The organism is Bacillus sp. GW821-FHT11D08, assembly GCF_058808515.1.
On the sequence record NZ_JBXARS010000006.1, the window covers coordinates 46,225 to 61,939 of the forward strand.

Annotated in this window: 16 protein-coding genes and 2 riboswitches; of the genes, 15 read left to right on the plus strand and 1 reads right to left on the minus strand. The window is 46.8% G+C overall.

Annotated features, from left to right (window positions below):
* Positions 1-176 precede the first annotated feature (176 nt).
* Positions 177-944, minus strand: a complete 768-nt coding sequence (locus AC1RRX_RS13185) for a GNAT family N-acetyltransferase (RefSeq protein WP_047935403.1) — start codon at positions 942-944, stop codon at positions 177-179.
* 319 nt (positions 945-1,263) lie between these two features.
* On the opposite strand from AC1RRX_RS13185, the gene AC1RRX_RS13190 reads away from it, so the two are divergent.
* The 15 genes from AC1RRX_RS13190 to purF all read left to right on the plus strand — a co-directional run bounded on the left by AC1RRX_RS13190 (position 1,264) and on the right by purF (position 15,635).
* Positions 1,264-1,797, plus strand: coding sequence for a sigma-70 family RNA polymerase sigma factor (locus AC1RRX_RS13190; protein WP_007408889.1), 534 nt, complete (start codon positions 1,264-1,266; stop codon positions 1,795-1,797).
* Positions 1,779-3,221, plus strand: coding sequence for a DUF4179 domain-containing protein (locus tag AC1RRX_RS13195; protein WP_144464643.1), 1,443 nt, complete (start codon positions 1,779-1,781; stop codon positions 3,219-3,221). Before AC1RRX_RS13190 ends, AC1RRX_RS13195 begins: the two co-directional genes overlap by 19 nt.
* Positions 3,222-3,344: 123 nt before the next feature.
* Positions 3,345-3,446: riboswitch (purine riboswitch) on the plus strand.
* Between the two features lie 131 nt (positions 3,447-3,577).
* On the plus strand, positions 3,578-4,900 hold the full coding sequence (locus AC1RRX_RS13200) for an NCS2 family permease (RefSeq protein ID WP_003155780.1): 1,323 nt from the start codon (positions 3,578-3,580) through the stop codon (positions 4,898-4,900).
* Positions 4,901-5,097: 197 nt separating this feature from the next.
* On the plus strand, positions 5,098-5,880 hold the full coding sequence (locus tag AC1RRX_RS13205) for a DUF6574 domain-containing protein (protein ID WP_144464641.1): 783 nt from the start codon (positions 5,098-5,100) through the stop codon (positions 5,878-5,880).
* Between the two features lie 138 nt (positions 5,881-6,018).
* Positions 6,019-6,192: a Fur-regulated basic protein FbpA gene (locus AC1RRX_RS13210; protein WP_003155777.1), complete on the plus strand. Its 174-nt coding sequence runs from the start codon at positions 6,019-6,021 to the stop codon at positions 6,190-6,192.
* A gap of 119 nt (positions 6,193-6,311) precedes the next feature.
* Positions 6,312-6,866 (plus strand): DUF2179 domain-containing protein, encoded by a 555-nt coding sequence (locus AC1RRX_RS13215; RefSeq protein ID WP_007408893.1) that lies wholly within the window; start codon positions 6,312-6,314, stop codon positions 6,864-6,866.
* Positions 6,863-7,060 (plus strand): NETI motif-containing protein, encoded by a 198-nt coding sequence (locus AC1RRX_RS13220; protein ID WP_003155772.1) that lies wholly within the window; start codon positions 6,863-6,865, stop codon positions 7,058-7,060. Before AC1RRX_RS13215 ends, AC1RRX_RS13220 begins: the two co-directional genes overlap by 4 nt.
* A 78-nt stretch (positions 7,061-7,138) precedes the next feature.
* Positions 7,139-7,240, plus strand: a riboswitch (purine riboswitch).
* 132 nt (positions 7,241-7,372) lie between these two features.
* Positions 7,373-7,861 (plus strand): 5-(carboxyamino)imidazole ribonucleotide mutase, encoded by a 489-nt coding sequence (gene purE, locus AC1RRX_RS13225; RefSeq protein WP_007408894.1) that lies wholly within the window; start codon positions 7,373-7,375, stop codon positions 7,859-7,861.
* Positions 7,815-8,996: a 5-(carboxyamino)imidazole ribonucleotide synthase gene (gene purK, locus AC1RRX_RS13230; RefSeq protein ID WP_144464639.1), complete on the plus strand. Its 1,182-nt coding sequence runs from the start codon at positions 7,815-7,817 to the stop codon at positions 8,994-8,996. Before purE ends, purK begins: the two co-directional genes overlap by 47 nt.
* Complete coding sequence (purB, locus tag AC1RRX_RS13235; RefSeq protein WP_007408896.1) at positions 8,996-10,288, plus strand: adenylosuccinate lyase; 1,293 nt, start codon at positions 8,996-8,998, stop codon at positions 10,286-10,288. The genes purK and purB overlap by 1 nt, the downstream gene beginning before the upstream one ends.
* Before the next feature lie 75 nt (positions 10,289-10,363).
* Positions 10,364-11,083 (plus strand): phosphoribosylaminoimidazolesuccinocarboxamide synthase, encoded by a 720-nt coding sequence (gene purC / locus AC1RRX_RS13240; RefSeq protein ID WP_007408897.1) that lies wholly within the window; start codon positions 10,364-10,366, stop codon positions 11,081-11,083.
* Entirely contained in the window at positions 11,083-11,337 is a 255-nt protein-coding gene (gene purS / locus AC1RRX_RS13245; protein ID WP_003155758.1) for a phosphoribosylformylglycinamidine synthase subunit PurS, read from the plus strand. Before purC ends, purS begins: the two co-directional genes overlap by 1 nt.
* Positions 11,334-12,017, plus strand: coding sequence for a phosphoribosylformylglycinamidine synthase subunit PurQ (gene purQ, locus AC1RRX_RS13250; RefSeq protein WP_007408898.1), 684 nt, complete (start codon positions 11,334-11,336; stop codon positions 12,015-12,017). The genes purS and purQ overlap by 4 nt, the downstream gene beginning before the upstream one ends.
* Positions 12,001-14,229 (plus strand): phosphoribosylformylglycinamidine synthase subunit PurL, encoded by a 2,229-nt coding sequence (gene purL, locus AC1RRX_RS13255; RefSeq protein WP_144464637.1) that lies wholly within the window; start codon positions 12,001-12,003, stop codon positions 14,227-14,229. The genes purQ and purL overlap by 17 nt, the downstream gene beginning before the upstream one ends.
* Positions 14,205-15,635, plus strand: a complete 1,431-nt coding sequence (purF, locus tag AC1RRX_RS13260; RefSeq protein WP_007609856.1) for an amidophosphoribosyltransferase — start codon at positions 14,205-14,207, stop codon at positions 15,633-15,635. Before purL ends, purF begins: the two co-directional genes overlap by 25 nt.
* Positions 15,636-15,715 lie beyond the last annotated feature (80 nt).

Sequence of the window (15,715 nt, forward strand, 5' to 3'; positions counted from 1 at the left end):
AGCTTAGAATCCTTGGTTTATAAGGGTTCTAAGCTCTTTTTTCTTTTATAGCAACAATTGATCCAATATTATTAATTGAACCGTGAATTTTAAAGAAAAAGTATTCCACAATGGGATAATAATTAATGTTGTTTTAGAATAAAGTTTGTTCAAATTAAGCAAATTAAAGAAACCCTCTATTCAAATACAACCATTTCTCCGACATCTATAAATCCAAATCGCTTATAGATATTTTTTCCATCCTCTGAAGCCTGTAATACAACTGGTTTTTGTTTATCCTTTGTTTGCTTTAGAAGAAATTGAAACATTTCACTGCCAATTCCTTTACCTCTAAATGTTTCTTTTGTCATCACATCATAAATACCATAGCTATCTTTGGTTTCTATTAATAAACCGGTAGTTACAGGCATTTCATCTATGCATCCAATAAACATCTGAACTTCTGAACCTAATTTTACTTGTGAAAACGTATTAAAATAACTTTCTAGTGCATCTTTTTCTGGTGTACCCTCAAATAAGCTCGTGAATATGTCTATATATTTTAAAAGTTCTTCATCATTTTTCACAGCAGTAATCATAAGCTGATGGGAAATTCTTTGCCCAACATTAAGAGTATTTTCAAGTTTCATCATTACATTACGTTCCGCTTCTTTTAGATCATATTCTTGTATAAGTTTTGTCCAATCCTCAGTTAAATACTGAGCATCAATCCATATACTAAAGGGATATTTTTTATATGAAAAATTATCGATTCCATGTCTGATCTTAACTGTATTTTTGATATTTGGAGATTTCGGTAATATTACATTGAATGTATCAGTGGGGATTTTTGTATTTGCTATGATGAAATCTTCTTCCTTTGTAAGCTCTCCGCTAACTGTATGGGTAAATGATTTTAATTTTTCTTCCAAATTGTTTATGACTAATTGTTGATTTGTAATCATGTTTTTGCACCTTTCAATTCGATTTAGTGCGCTTTTTTTATTATAAGGTCAACTAAAACACTAAATCACAGTATTTACCCCCTCCCATAATATTCAGAACACGGGGGAGCAATATTTTTAATGGTAACTTCTAAATCAAGGAACTACAAACCCCAAAAGGCTTGATATTCAATAAATTAATTCTTATAATGTTTAGAAAGCATTGAGTGGGAATAAATGAAGATAAAAAAACGTCTCTTTTAAAAAAGAGGCGTTTTTTTTCATCTTTTTGAAACCGTTTTGCCCTGATTCATATCTAACAGCATAGGAGGTGGATAAGGTGAAGGAAGAACGATTGATCAAAAAGGCGAAAAAAGGTGATGCCGCAGCCTTTGAAAAACTGATCACAGCTCATCAGGAGACTTTATATAAAACAGCTTATCTCTATTTGCATCACAAGGAAGATACACTGGACGCTGTTCAGGAAACGGCTTACAAGGCTTTTCTTCATATCGCGCAGCTGAAGGAGCCGAAATATTTTAAAACGTGGCTGATCCGGATTTTGCTTCATACGATTTTTGCGATGAGGAAAAAGCACGGAGACGTCATCCCGTTTGAGCCGCAACATGATACACGCGCGGAGAATAAGAACATTGAAGAATACATAGATCTTCGGAATGCCTTGGAAACGCTTGACGAACATATACAGCTGACCATTCAGCTTTATTATTTTCAAGATTTCTCGATTGCTATGATCGCTGAACAGACCGGTATGGCGGAAGGCACTGTAAAAACGCATCTCCACAGGGCGAGAAAAGCATTGAAGCAGGAGCTGGAAAAGGAGGATAAACATATATGGAAAAGCATCAAATGAAGCAATTGTATCAGGACATTGACGTGCCGAAAGCTGAATTGAAAAACGTGATACACAGCGCCGCTGTCCGTGCCGGAAAAGAAGGCGCCGTCAGACGGAGATGGGGACGAAAAGTGATAAACGGACTCGCGGTTGCTGCTGCTTTGTTTATTCTGTATCTGTCCTCAGGCTTATTCATGCCCTCCGTTAATACGGCTATGGGAAACATCCCTGTTGCCGGGCAGATTTACAGGGTATTTCAGGATAAGGCAGGTTCTGCGCTGTTTAAAAGCAATTTGGTGACAAAACTGAACGAGAAAGCGGAATCGCGCGGGATTACGGTTACAGTGAAAAGTGTGTATTACGACAGCGGACAGCTCGTTTACAATTTTACCGTTGACAATTTGAAATCTGATGAGGAGAGCATCTCTTTTCAAGTTGATTATAAAGATCCACGGAATATGTTAGCAGAGGATTATGACAGCAGTGATATGAAAAAAATGAAAGACGGGCGGTACGCGGGGCAGGTTCGCCTGTTCACGGACGGCTCAAAGCTGAAAGACGGTGATAAGCTTCCGCTTGTCATTACACAAATCAAGGATATCCCCGGAAACTGGCGCTTTACACTTCCGATCAAAAAACAAAAGTCCGTTTCTCTTGAAGGAACGAAAGCTGTGAATGTAAATCACGGATTATATCGCTTTTTCGATATCCGGGCGGAAAACGGAACGATGGGATCGGCTCTCCTGTATTCTATCGACTTTCAAGATGCAGCTAAAAATGATGCCATCTCGATTGACGAGGCAACGGATGATGCAGGAAACCATTATGAAATGACGATGTCGAATATTGAACTTGGCGGCAGAAAGAATCTTCCCGGAGGCGGGAAAAGAATACGCGGCCAAACTCAATTCAGCAAACCGATAGACCCGAAAGCGAAAACACTTTTCATAACGGGTAATTTAAAATCAGAATCAGAGCCGGGAGAAATCGTGCCTCTGAAAACAAAACTGCCTGTCAGTTATGAAACGAAACATCATCATGTCGGCATTACCGTCAAAAAGATCAAACAGCAAGGCAGACGGGTGATCGTCGATTATCAATTCACAGGAATTAATTACAGCAAAGCGGAAAAAGATCAGCTGATCAATGTCGGTGAGTCAATCGGTCTCGGCAATACGAAAAAAATGAAAACCTGGCCATCAGTTGATGAGTATGAAAAAGGCTATTATCTGAAAGGGAATAAGGCGAAAGTCACGAACCTTAAAACGGGTGAAATGGAATCCGTTTTTGAATTAGATGATTCATCCGATAAAGACTATTCGTTGCGCGATTTCTCATTCGATTCATACGCTTTGTACGTCAATCAAACGGTTATGAACTTGCTGGCGGATGACAGCGAAATCACATTCGCGGTGCCGGTTCGGCCTGCGGACGGAAAATGATGTCTGGAAGGCGGTTTTTGCCGTCTTCCATTTTTGGTCAATTAACGAATAAACCAAATTTTTTTAACGGGATTGTTCGTTTTTTTTATTGAGTTTTCAAAATTGAATTGATACAATAGACTCAGAAATCAAATATGCAGATATCGTATAATGGCGGGGATATGGCCCGCAAGTTTCTACCAAGCTACCGTAAATGGCTTGACTACGGATCAATCTCAATCGTTTGATATAAATAATCCATTCTTATTTATTCAGACTGAACGTATGTAGTCAAGCGTCCCAAATGTATTTGGGGCGTTTTTTATTTGGCGGATAACGGGCAGAATAAATGGGAGAGAATGAAGGAGGCAATTGGCTTGAAGCAATTTTTTCAGTTTGATGAGCTGGGGACAAGCTATCGTAATGAAATCATCGGCGGTTTAACGACCTTTTTGTCAATGGCGTACATTCTGTTCGTCAATCCGCTGACATTGTCTTTAAACGGTGTGAAAGGATTTCCGGAAGCATTAAAAATTGATCAGGGCGCGGTGTTCACCGCTACAGCCTTGGCATCTGCGGCCGGCTGTATTTTAATGGGGCTCATTGCAAAGTATCCGATCGCGATTGCGCCGGGTATGGGATTAAATGCGTTTTTTGCTTTCTCTGTCGTACTCGGCATGGGGATTTCATGGCAGGCTGCGCTTTCCGGCGTCTTGATTTCCGGAATTATCTTCGTGGCGCTTTCGCTGACGGGATTGCGGGAAAAAATCATTAATGCGATTCCGCCTGAGCTGAAATTGGCGGTCGGCGCGGGTATCGGTTTGTTTATCACATTTGTCGGTTTGCAGGGTTCGGGCATTATTGAAGCGAACTCATCGACTTTGGTGTCTATCGGCAATATTCACAGCGGCCCTGTGCTGCTGACGGTTTTCGGTGTTATTGTGACGGTCATTCTGATGGTGCTTCGCGTAAACGGCGGCGTGTTTATCGGAATGCTTCTGACGGCGGTTGCCGGTATGATCTGCGGGCTGATTCCGGTTCCGACGCACATTGTCGGCAGCGTGCCGAGTCTTGCGCCGACTTTCGGACAGGCGTGGATGCATCTTCCGGATATCTTCTCCGTCCAAATGCTGATTGTCATTTTAACTTTCTTGTTCGTCGGGTTTTTCGATACGGCCGGAACGCTGGTGGCTGTAGCGACACAGGCCGGGCTGATGAAGGAAAACAAACTTCCGCGTGCGGGAAGAGCGCTTCTGGCAGATTCGACATCAATCGTTATCGGAGCCGTACTCGGTACGTCTACAACGACTTCTTATGTTGAATCCAGCTCAGGCGTTGCGGCGGGGGCGCGCTCCGGCTTCGCGGCTGTTGTGACGGGCATTCTCTTTTTGCTGGCGATGTTTTTCTCGCCGCTTCTGTCAGTTGTCACCACGAATGTGACGGCTCCGGCTTTAATTATTGTCGGCGCGCTGATGGTGGCGCCGCTCGGTAAGATCGCCTGGGATAAATTCGAGGTGGCTGTTCCGGCATTTTTAACGATGATTATGATGCCGCTGACGTACAGCATTGCGACGGGGATTGCGATCGGTTTTATATTCTACCCGATTACAATGATCTGCAAAGGAAAAGGAAAAAGCGTTCACCCGATTATGTACGGGCTGTTCGTCATCTTTATCCTGTATTTCATCTTCTTGAAATAACGGAAAAACCGGCTGAGTTAAGCCGGTTTTTTGTTTTTGTCCTATTCCGTAAAACCAATACATACTATAAAACGTCATGTGGGTGTCCGGGTGAAGAAAACCGCTTGACTGTTTGAGGACGCTTCGGTACCTTATATAAGTGTTTTATTTTCTTGTTTAACAAATTCCGCCGTATTTTTTTGATAGGAGTTGCTGACATGACGGAAGAAAGAAAAGAAACGTTGGAAGAAGAAAAACAGCATCAGGGAACTGATGAAGAACCGCTGTCGAGAATGTCCAGAAATGCGGGACGTTATCAAAAGCAAAAGAAAAAAGAAAAGGAACGGCGCCCGGCTCCGGCTTTTACGGAAAAACTCGCTTCTGCATGGGCCGCGGTCAAACGTTATTGCCGTTTCGCGCTGCGCATTTTGACATCACCGGTGAAGGTCGTTGGGGAAGACGGCTTTTCCCGCTTTAAATATGCTCTTATTTCAATGCTTGTATTCAGTATCTTTTTCTCAATCGGAAATTGGTTTCAGCTGAGGGCAAGCCAGCAAAGGCCTCTCGGATACGGGGAGCGGCATCATACGTTTTTTGACGGCTTTACCGTCGTTCTCGTGTATACGCTCGTCTTTTTTGCCGCTGCGGCGGGCGCGGTCTGGCTTGTATCACGCTATATGATGAAACAGAAAATCACGATGCGGGATGCGGCCGCGGGGGTCGGATCGCTTTTGGTTCCGGCTGTCGCCTGCTCTATCGTGTGGATGATTTTCGCGATATTGAATCTGCCGGTCATCACCGTGGTGTTTACGGCGCTGACCTTGTTTCTGGCCGCCTCGGCGATGGTGCAGTTTGTGCAGATTCTATACAAATCGGCTGAAAAGCCTGCGGCTGACGTGATGTACTGTATTTCCGCGGCGGTTATCATCATGCTCATTTTTACGGCTGTGACATGGCCGCTTATTTCAGAGTACTTTACTGCTTCGCTGATCCCTTTATAAGTCGAAATTTGTCTTTCACAATGTTTACAAATTTTTCTAATAAAGCGTGTTGTTTTGAGGACCCGGCCGAGATATGATGAGAGCAACAGCAATTCGAAAGCGGCACTACTCTTTATGATTCGGAAAGGGATGATGAAGATGGCCCCGTTGTTGCGAGAAGCCATTAATCGGAAAAAACAGCACCTGAGAACAAAGCTGATCCGCTCAGGGTTTTATCAAGACCATGTTCAGGAACTGTCCGGATACACGCTGAGTGAACTTGAGAAGGAATATGAAGCCGTCAAACGATTGAAAAAAGCCGAGCTTCACTGATAAGAGCTTGAAAGTCTGCCTTGCGGGGCGGGCTTTTTTTTCTTTTGAAAATGATGAAAAGAGGGTAAACTATCCTTAATTGAAAGATTGGCTTTTCAAAGTCAGAGGAGGGGGAATCAATGATGCAGACGATTTTATCCAACAGTATAGGTATGGTTCTCATTATTCTCATCATTAACATTATATATGTCTCTTTCTTTACGATCAGGATGATTCTGACATTAAAGGGACAGCGCTATTTCGCCGCAGGCATCAGTACGATTGAAATCCTTGTGTATGTGACCGGCCTGAGTCTTGTGCTCGGCAATCTGAATCAAATTCAAAACGTCATTGCCTATGCGCTCGGCTACGGCCTCGGCGTTATAGTGGGAATGAAAATTGAAGAAAAACTGGCGCTCGGCTACATAACAGTCAACGTCATTACGAAAGAGCTTGATCTGGACCTGCCGAAACAGCTCCGGGAAAAAGGATACGGGGTTACAAGCTGGGTTGCGGGCGGACTTGAAGGAGACCGGACCGCCATGCAGATTCTGACGCCGCGCAAATATGAGCTTCAGCTTTATGATACGATTAAAACGCTTGATGAAAAAGCGTTTATCATCGCTTTTGAGCCGAAAGCGATCCACGGCGGATTCTGGGTGAAAGCAGTGAAAAAGAGGAGAATTAAGGAATGACAAAGCCAAAGAAGAAACGGTTTGAAGTAACGGAACATGAAACGATTGATACCATTCTCACTTTAATGAAGGAAGAGGGCTATATGCCCGTCCGGCGGATGGAAGAGCCGATCTTTACAGAAAAGAAAGAAAATGGATCAATTCAAGTCGTTCCTTGCGGGAAAAAAATCGTATTTGAAGGGAAATTGATCTAAACACGAACATTAAAAGAAAGAATTTTTATATCGTTCGATAATGTCGTTGACATTATCCAAGTCCGTTGTTAAGATAAACATGAAATCAAAACACGACCTCATATAATCTTGGGAATATGGCCCATAAGTTTCTACCCGGCTGCCGTAAACGGCCGGACTATGCAGGAAAGTGATAAACAGCTGACATGGATATCGCAGAAGCGAACGACTGACGATACGCGCGCCATGCCCGGTTTGTATTGCTTCCTCATAGTTGCAATATAAGCCGGGCTTTTTTTTCTGAAAAACAAAGCATGAGAAGGTGGGAACAGAATGCAGCCGCTAGCAGGAATCATCATGGGAAGCACCTCCGATTGGGAGACAATGAAACATGCATGCGACATACTTGACGAACTTCACATTCCTTATGAAAAACAGGTGGTATCCGCGCACCGGACGCCTGATTTGATGTTTGAATATGCAGAAAGCGCCAGAGACAGGGGCTTAAAAGTCATTATTGCCGGAGCCGGAGGAGCGGCGCATCTGCCGGGAATGACGGCGGCCAAAACGACGCTGCCGGTGATCGGCGTACCGGTTCAGACAAAATCGCTTAACGGGCTTGATTCTCTTCTGTCTATCGTACAGATGCCAGGCGGCGTGCCGGTCGCGACGACTGCGATCGGGAAAGCGGGCGCAGTGAACGCGGGTCTGTTAGCCGCGCAAATTTTGTCGGCATTTGACGATGCCATTGCGGATAAACTAGAGGCGAGAAGAAATGCGACAAAACAAACGGTGCTGGAAAGCAGTGATCAGCTTGTCTGATAAAAAAACGATTTATCCCGGCGCCGTCATCGGCATTATCGGAGGCGGACAGCTCGGAAAAATGATGGCTGTCGCCGCAAAACAGATGGGCTATAAAGTTGCTGTCGTCGATCCCGTGAAAGACTCGCCATGCGGACAGATCGCCGATATTGAGATTACCGCCCAGTACAATAACCGTGAAGCGATTCAAAAATTGGCCGGAGTCAGTGACATCATTACGTACGAATTTGAAAATATCGATTACGAGGCGCTCAACTGGCTCAAAGAACATGCATATCTTCCCCAGGGAAGCGAGCTGCTGCTCATCACCCAAAACAGGGAAACGGAAAAAAAGGCGATCCAGTCAGCAGGCTGTCAAGTCGCGCCTTATCGGATCGTAAACAGCGGACGGGAGCTTGAGGAAGCCGTTCAGGCACTGGGGCTCCCGGCGGTGCTGAAAACATGCCGCGGCGGATATGACGGCAAAGGCCAATTTGTCATTAAGGAAGAAGGACAGACAGATGAAGCGGCTGTGCTGTTAGAAAACGGCACGTGCATACTTGAAAGCTGGGTATCGTTCCGGATGGAGCTTTCCGTTATCGTGACGAGATCGGTGCACGGTGAGATTTCAACCTTTCCGGCTGCTGAAAATATCCACAAAAATAATATTCTGTTCCAAAGCATCGTGCCCGCGAGAGCGGAGGAAACGGTTCAGAAGCGGGCAGAGGCGCTTGCCGTTCAGCTCGCGGAGAAATTGGAACTTGTCGGGCCGCTTGCGGTGGAAATGTTCGTCACGGAAGACGGAGACCTTTTGATTAATGAACTGGCGCCGCGTCCTCACAACTCCGGGCATTATACGCTCGACCTTTGTGAAACGAGCCAATTCGAACAGCACATCAGAGCGGTCTGCGGACTTCCTCTCGGCAGAACCGATCTTCTCAAACCGGGAATGATGGTGAATCTGCTCGGTGATGAAGTGAAGCTTGCGGAGGAGCATACGGAGCTTTTAAAGGAAGCCAAACTGTACCTGTACGGAAAACATGAGATTAAAAAAGGCCGCAAAATGGGACATATGACATTTTTGCGGAAGCCTGATGAAACATGGATTCAGGACATCACGAACATATGGATGAAAAGAGACGGAGGACGAGCATAATGATCGAACGTTATTCAAGACCTGAAATGTCCGCGATCTGGACGGACGAAAACAGATACCAGGCATGGCTGGAAGTCGAGATTTTAGCCTGTGAAGCCTGGGCTGAGCTTGGCGTCATTCCGAAAGAAGACGTCAAAGTCATGCGCGAAAACGCGTCTTTCGACATCAACCGCATTTTGGAAATCGAGCAGGATACGCGCCATGACGTCGTTGCATTCACCCGCGCGGTTTCAGAATCATTAGGCGAAGAAAGAAAATGGGTTCACTACGGCCTGACGTCAACAGATGTCGTGGATACCGCTCTTTCCTATCTATTAAAACAGGCGAATGAGATCTTGCTCAAGGACATTGAGAGATTTGTTGACATTATAAAAGAAAAAGCGAAAGAACATAAATACACGGTCATGATGGGCCGCACGCACGGCGTACACGCGGAACCGACGACATTCGGCCTGAAACTCGCGCTTTGGCATGAAGAAATGAAACGCAACCTTGAACGTTTCAAGCAGGCAAAAGAAGGGATCGAAGTCGGGAAGCTTTCCGGCGCGGTCGGCACATATGCAAATATTGATCCGTTCGTAGAACAGTATGTCTGTGAAAAACTCGGCCTGAAAGCGGCGCCGATTTCCACTCAGACATTACAGCGCGACCGTCATGCGGATTACATGGCGGCACTGGCTTTGATCGCGACGAGCATTGAAAAATTCGCAGTGGAAATCCGCGGTCTGCAAAAGAGTGAAACACGTGAAGTGGAAGAGTTTTTTGCAAAAGGACAAAAAGGTTCATCGGCTATGCCTCATAAACGGAATCCGATCGGGTCGGAAAATATGACGGGCATGGCGCGCGTGATCCGCGGGTACATGCTGACGGCATACGAAAATGTACCGTTATGGCATGAGCGTGATATTTCTCATTCATCAGCTGAGCGCATCATTCTTCCTGACGCGACAATCGCGCTGAATTACATGCTGAACCGATTCAGCAATATCGTCAAAAACTTAACGGTATTCCCGGAAAATATGAAACGCAACATGGACCGCACACTCGGTTTAATCTACTCTCAGCGCGTGCTGCTTGCTTTAATCGACACGGGTCTGCCTCGTGAAGAAGCATATGACACGGTTCAGCCGAAAGCGATGGAAGCATGGGAAAAACAAGTGCCGTTCCGTCAGCTTGTCGAAGCGGAGGAAAAAATCACGTCCCGTCTCACACCGGAACAGATTGCCGATTGCTTTGACTACAATTATCATTTGAAAAACGTCGACTTGATCTTTGAGCGTTTAGGTTTATAGAAGAAGCCAGCCGGAGGCGGCTTCTTCAGCCGCCATAGATTGAATATTCCCAACATTCGGGTTAGGAGGCCTTCCGTGAATATTGTGAACAATAATCTTCTTTATGAAGGAAAAGCGAAACGAATTTATCAAACTGAAGACGAACAGATTCTCCGCGTGGTCTACAAGGATTCCGCAACAGCCTTTAACGGTGAGAAAAAAGCGGAGATCAGCGGAAAGGGCCGTCTGAACAATGAAATTTCAAGCCTGATTTTCAAACATCTGCACGCCAAAGGAATTGACAACCACTTTGTGGAGCGTGTTTCAGAATCAGAGCAGCTTATCAAAAAAGTGAGCATCATTCCGCTTGAAGTCGTGGTCAGAAACATTGCCGCCGGAAGCATGTCGAAACGTCTCGGCATCCCGGAAGGAACTGAGCTTCCGCAGCCGATTATCGAATTTTACTATAAAGATGACGCACTCGGCGATCCGCTCATCACAGAAGATCATATCTGGCTTTTAAAAGCGGCGGCTCCTGAGCAGGTGGAAACGATCAAATCGATTACAAAACAGGTGAATCAAGAGCTGCAGCATATTTTTGAAGACTGCGGCGTCAGATTAATAGATTTTAAGCTTGAATTCGGCTTAGACGCAGAGGGACGGGTGCTTTTAGCGGATGAAATTTCTCCTGACACGTGCCGTCTGTGGGACAAAGACACAAACGAAAAGCTCGATAAAGATTTGTTCAGACGGAACCTGGGAAGCTTAACCGACGCATATGAAGAGATTTTCAAAAGACTGGGAGGCATTTCATAATGTATAAAGTGAAAGTTTATGTCAGCTTAAAAGAAAGTGTGCTCGATCCTCAAGGAAGCGCGGTGCAGCATGCATTGCACAGCATGACTTACAATGAAGTGCAGGATGTGCGCATCGGAAAATACATGGAGCTGACGATTGAAAAATCTGACCGTGATCTTGACGCGCTCGTGAAAGAAATGTGTGAAAAGCTCCTTGCCAATACAGTCATTGAAGACTACCGATATGAAGTTGAGGAGGTTGTCGCACAGTGAAATTTGCGGTGATTGTGTTACCCGGCTCCAACTGTGATATTGATATGTTCCACGCCGTAAAGGACGAACTCGGCGAAGAAGTCGAGTATGTCTGGCACGAGGAAACAAGCCTTGACGGATTTGACGGCGTGCTCATCCCCGGCGGGTTTTCATACGGCGACTACTTGAGATGCGGCGCCATCGCCAGATTCGCAAACATCATGCCGGCTGTGAAAAAAGCGGCTGCCGAAGGAAAACCGGTTCTCGGCGTCTGCAACGGATTCCAGATTCTGCAGGAGCTCGGACTTCTGCCCGGCGCGATGAGACGCAACAAAGATTTAAAGTTCATCTGCCGACCGGTTGAATTAATCGTGCAGAACGGCGGTACGTTATTCACATCTTCCTATGAAAAAGGACAATCGATTACGATTCCGGTTGCCCACGGCGAAGGCAATTTCTACTGTGATGACGAAACGCTTGAAAGATTAAAAGAAAACAATCAAATCGCCTTCACATACGGCGGCGATATTAACGGAAGCGTCAGCGGCATTGCCGGCGTCGTGAATGAGAAAGGCAACGTATTAGGCATGATGCCTCACCCTGAGCGCGCAGTCGATGAACTGCTCGGCAGCGCAGACGGTCTTACATTGTTCCGGTCTATCGTGAAAAATTGGAGGGAAACTCATGTCGCTACTGCTTGAACCAAGTAAAGAACAAATAAAAGAAGAGAAACTCTATCAGCAAATGGGTGTCAGTGATGACGAGTTCGCACTCATTGAATCTATTATCGGAAGATTGCCGAACTACACGGAAATCGGGATTTTTTCCGTCATGTGGTCAGAGCACTGCAGCTATAAAAACTCAAAACCGGTTTTACGCAAATTCCCGACTAGCGGCGAACGCGTGCTGCAGGGTCCCGGAGAAGGCGCGGGAATCGTTGACATCGGTGACAATCAGGCGGTCGTGTTCAAAATTGAATCTCATAACCATCCGTCAGCGATTGAGCCATACCAAGGTGCTGCGACGGGAGTGGGCGGCATCATCCGTGACGTTTTCTCAATGGGCGCCCGTCCGATAGCTGTATTAAACTCTCTTCGATTTGGTGAGCTCACTTCACCTCGTGTGAAGTACTTGTTTGAAGAAGTAGTGGCGGGAATCGCGGGATACGGAAACTGTATCGGAATTCCGACGGTCGGCGGAGAAGTGCAGTTTGACGCAAGCTATGAGGGCAATCCGCTTGTCAATGCAATGTGCGTCGGCTTAATTGATCATAAAGATATTAAAAAAGGCCAGGCGAAAGGTGTCGGCAACACGGTCATGTACGTCGGCGCTAAAACGGGCCGCGACGGCATACACGGCGCTACTTTCGCATCAGAAGAAATGTCAGATTCATCTGAAGAAAAACGTTCCGCGGTGCAGGTCGGCGATCCTTTCATGGAAAAACTTCTCCTGGAAGCATGCCTTGAAGTCATCCAATGCGACGCCTTAGTCGGCATTCAGGATATGGGGGCGGCCGGTCTGACAAGTTCGAGTGCTGAAATGGCAAGCAAAGCCGGCTCAGGCATTGAAATGAACCTTGATCTCATTCCGCAGCGGGAAACAGGTATGACCGCTTACGAAATGATGCTTTCCGAGTCTCAGGAACGCATGCTTCTCGTCATTGAACGCGGACGTGAACAGGAAATTGTCGATATTTTTGATAAATATGATCTTGAAGCGGTTTCCGTAGGTCATGTTACGGATGATAAAATGCTCCGCCTCCGCCATAACGGAGAGGTTGTTTGCGAGCTTCCGGTCGACGCGCTGGCGGAAGAAGCGCCTGTATACCACAAGCCGTCAGCAGAACCCGCGTACTACCGCGAGTTTCAGGAAACGGAAGTTCCCGCGCCTGAAGTAAAAGATGCGACAGAGACGCTTTTTGCCCTGCTGCAGCAGCCGACAATCGCCAGCAAAGAGTGGGTGTACGATCAATATGACTACATGGTGCGCACAAATACGGTGGTCGCTCCGGGCTCTGACGCGGGAGTGCTCAGAATCCGCGGCACGAAAAAAGCGCTGGCGATGACGACGGATTGTAACGCCCGTTATTTATATCTAGATCCAGAAGAAGGCGGGAAAATCGCAGTTGCCGAAGCGGCGCGCAACATCGTATGCTCCGGCGCCGAACCGCTTGCGGTCACGGATAATCTGAATTTCGGAAACCCGGAAAAACCTGAAATTTTCTGGCAGATCGAAAAAGCGGCCGACGGCATCAGCGAGGCGTGCAATGTTCTCAGCACTCCCGTTATCGGCGGTAACGTATCACTTTATAATGAATCGAACGGAACGGCGATCTACCCGACGCCTGTTATCGGCATGGTCGGCTTAATTGAAGATACCGCTCATATTACGACACAGCATTTCAAACAAGCGGGGGATCTTGTATACGTGATCGGCGAAACAAAACCTGAGTTTTCCGGAAGCGAGCTGCAAAAAATGACAGAAGGCCGCATTTACGGCAAAGCGCCGCAAATCGATCTTGATATAGAGCTGTCACGCCAAAAAGCATTGCTTGACGCGATTAAAAAAGGCTTCGTTCAATCCGCGCATGACGTATCAGAAGGCGGCTTAGGCGTAGCGGTTGCAGAAAGCGTCATGACGACGGAAAACCTTGGCGCCAACGTAACTGTTGCAGGGGAAGCGGCATTATTATTCTCTGAATCTCAATCCCGCTTCGTCGTTTCAGTGAAAAAAGAACACCAAGAGGCGTTTGAAGCGGCTGTGGCTGATGCGGTTCATATCGGCGAGGTAACGGCTGACGGACTTCTGGCGATTCAAAACCAGGACGGACAACAATTGGTTCACGCGCAAACGAAAGAACTTGAGCGCGCGTGGAAAGGAGCTATTCCATGCTTGCTGAAATCAAAGGCCTGAATGAAGAATGCGGTGTGTTTGGCATCTGGGGACATGAAGAAGCTCCGCAGATCACATATTACGGCCTGCACAGCCTCCAGCACAGAGGACAGGAAGGCGCCGGCATCGTGGCGACTGACGGTGAAAAACTGACGGCGCATAAAGGACAGGGGCTTATTACCGAGGTTTTTCAAAACGGCGAACTGAGCAAAGTGAAGGGAAAAGGCGCGATCGGGCACGTCCGGTACGCAACGGCTGGCGGAGGCGGATATGAAAATGTCCAGCCGCTCCTGTTCCGTTCGCAAAACAACGGCAGCCTCGCGCTCGCCCATAACGGCAACTTGGTCAACGCCACACAGTTGAAGCAGCAGCTTGAAAACCAAGGGAGCATCTTTCAGACTTCCTCCGATACGGAAGTGCTGGCTCACCTGATTAAACGCAGCGGACACTTTTCGCTGAAGGATCAAATCAAAAATTCGCTATCTATGCTGAAAGGCGCTTATGCCTTTTTAATCATGACTGAAACAGAAATGATCGTAGCGCTTGACCCGAACGGACTCAGACCGCTGTCAATCGGCATGATGGGCGATGCTTACGTCGTCGCATCAGAAACATGCGCATTCGATGTGGTCGGCGCGACATACCTTCGCGAGGTAGAGCCGGGCGAAATGCTGATCATCAATGATGAAGGCATGAAATCAGAGCGTTTCTCCATGAATATCAACCGTTCCATCTGCAGCATGGAGTACATTTATTTCTCAAGGCCTGACAGCAATATTGACGGCATTAACGTGCACAGCGCCCGGAAAAACCTCGGAAAAATGCTTGCCCAGGAGTCCGCGGTTGAAGCGGATGTCGTCACAGGCGTGCCTGATTCCAGTATTTCTGCGGCCATCGGCTATGCCGAGGCAACGGGCATCCCGTACGAACTCGGTCTCATTAAAAACCGTTATGTCGGCAGAACGTTTATCCAGCCGTCACAGGCTCTCCGTGAGCAAGGCGTCAGAATGAAGCTGTCCGCCGTCCGCGGTGTTGTCGAAGGAAAACGGGTCGTCATGGTTGATGATTCCATCGTGCGCGGGACGACAAGCCGCCGGATTGTCACGATGCTCAGAGAAGCGGGTGCGACAGAGGTGCATGTGAAAATTAGTTCACCGCCGATCGCTCATCCGTGCTTCTACGGCATCGACACATCAACCCATGAGGAGCTGATCGCTTCTTCTCATTCCGTGGAAGAAATCCGCCAGATCATCGGTGCTGACACGCTTTCTTTCTTAAGTGTAGACGGATTGTTAAAAGGAGTCGGCCGAAAATTTGAAGACACCAATTGCGGACAATGCCTCGCTTGTTTTACGGGCAAATATCCGACGGAAATTTATCAGGATACAGTGCTTCCTCACGTAAAAGAAGCGGTGCTGACAAAATAAAATCTGAAAATGACATAAAGGCAGCGGGAATTCAGGCTGCCTTTCTCTTTCTGCCTTTTAAGGAGAAACGAATTGATAAG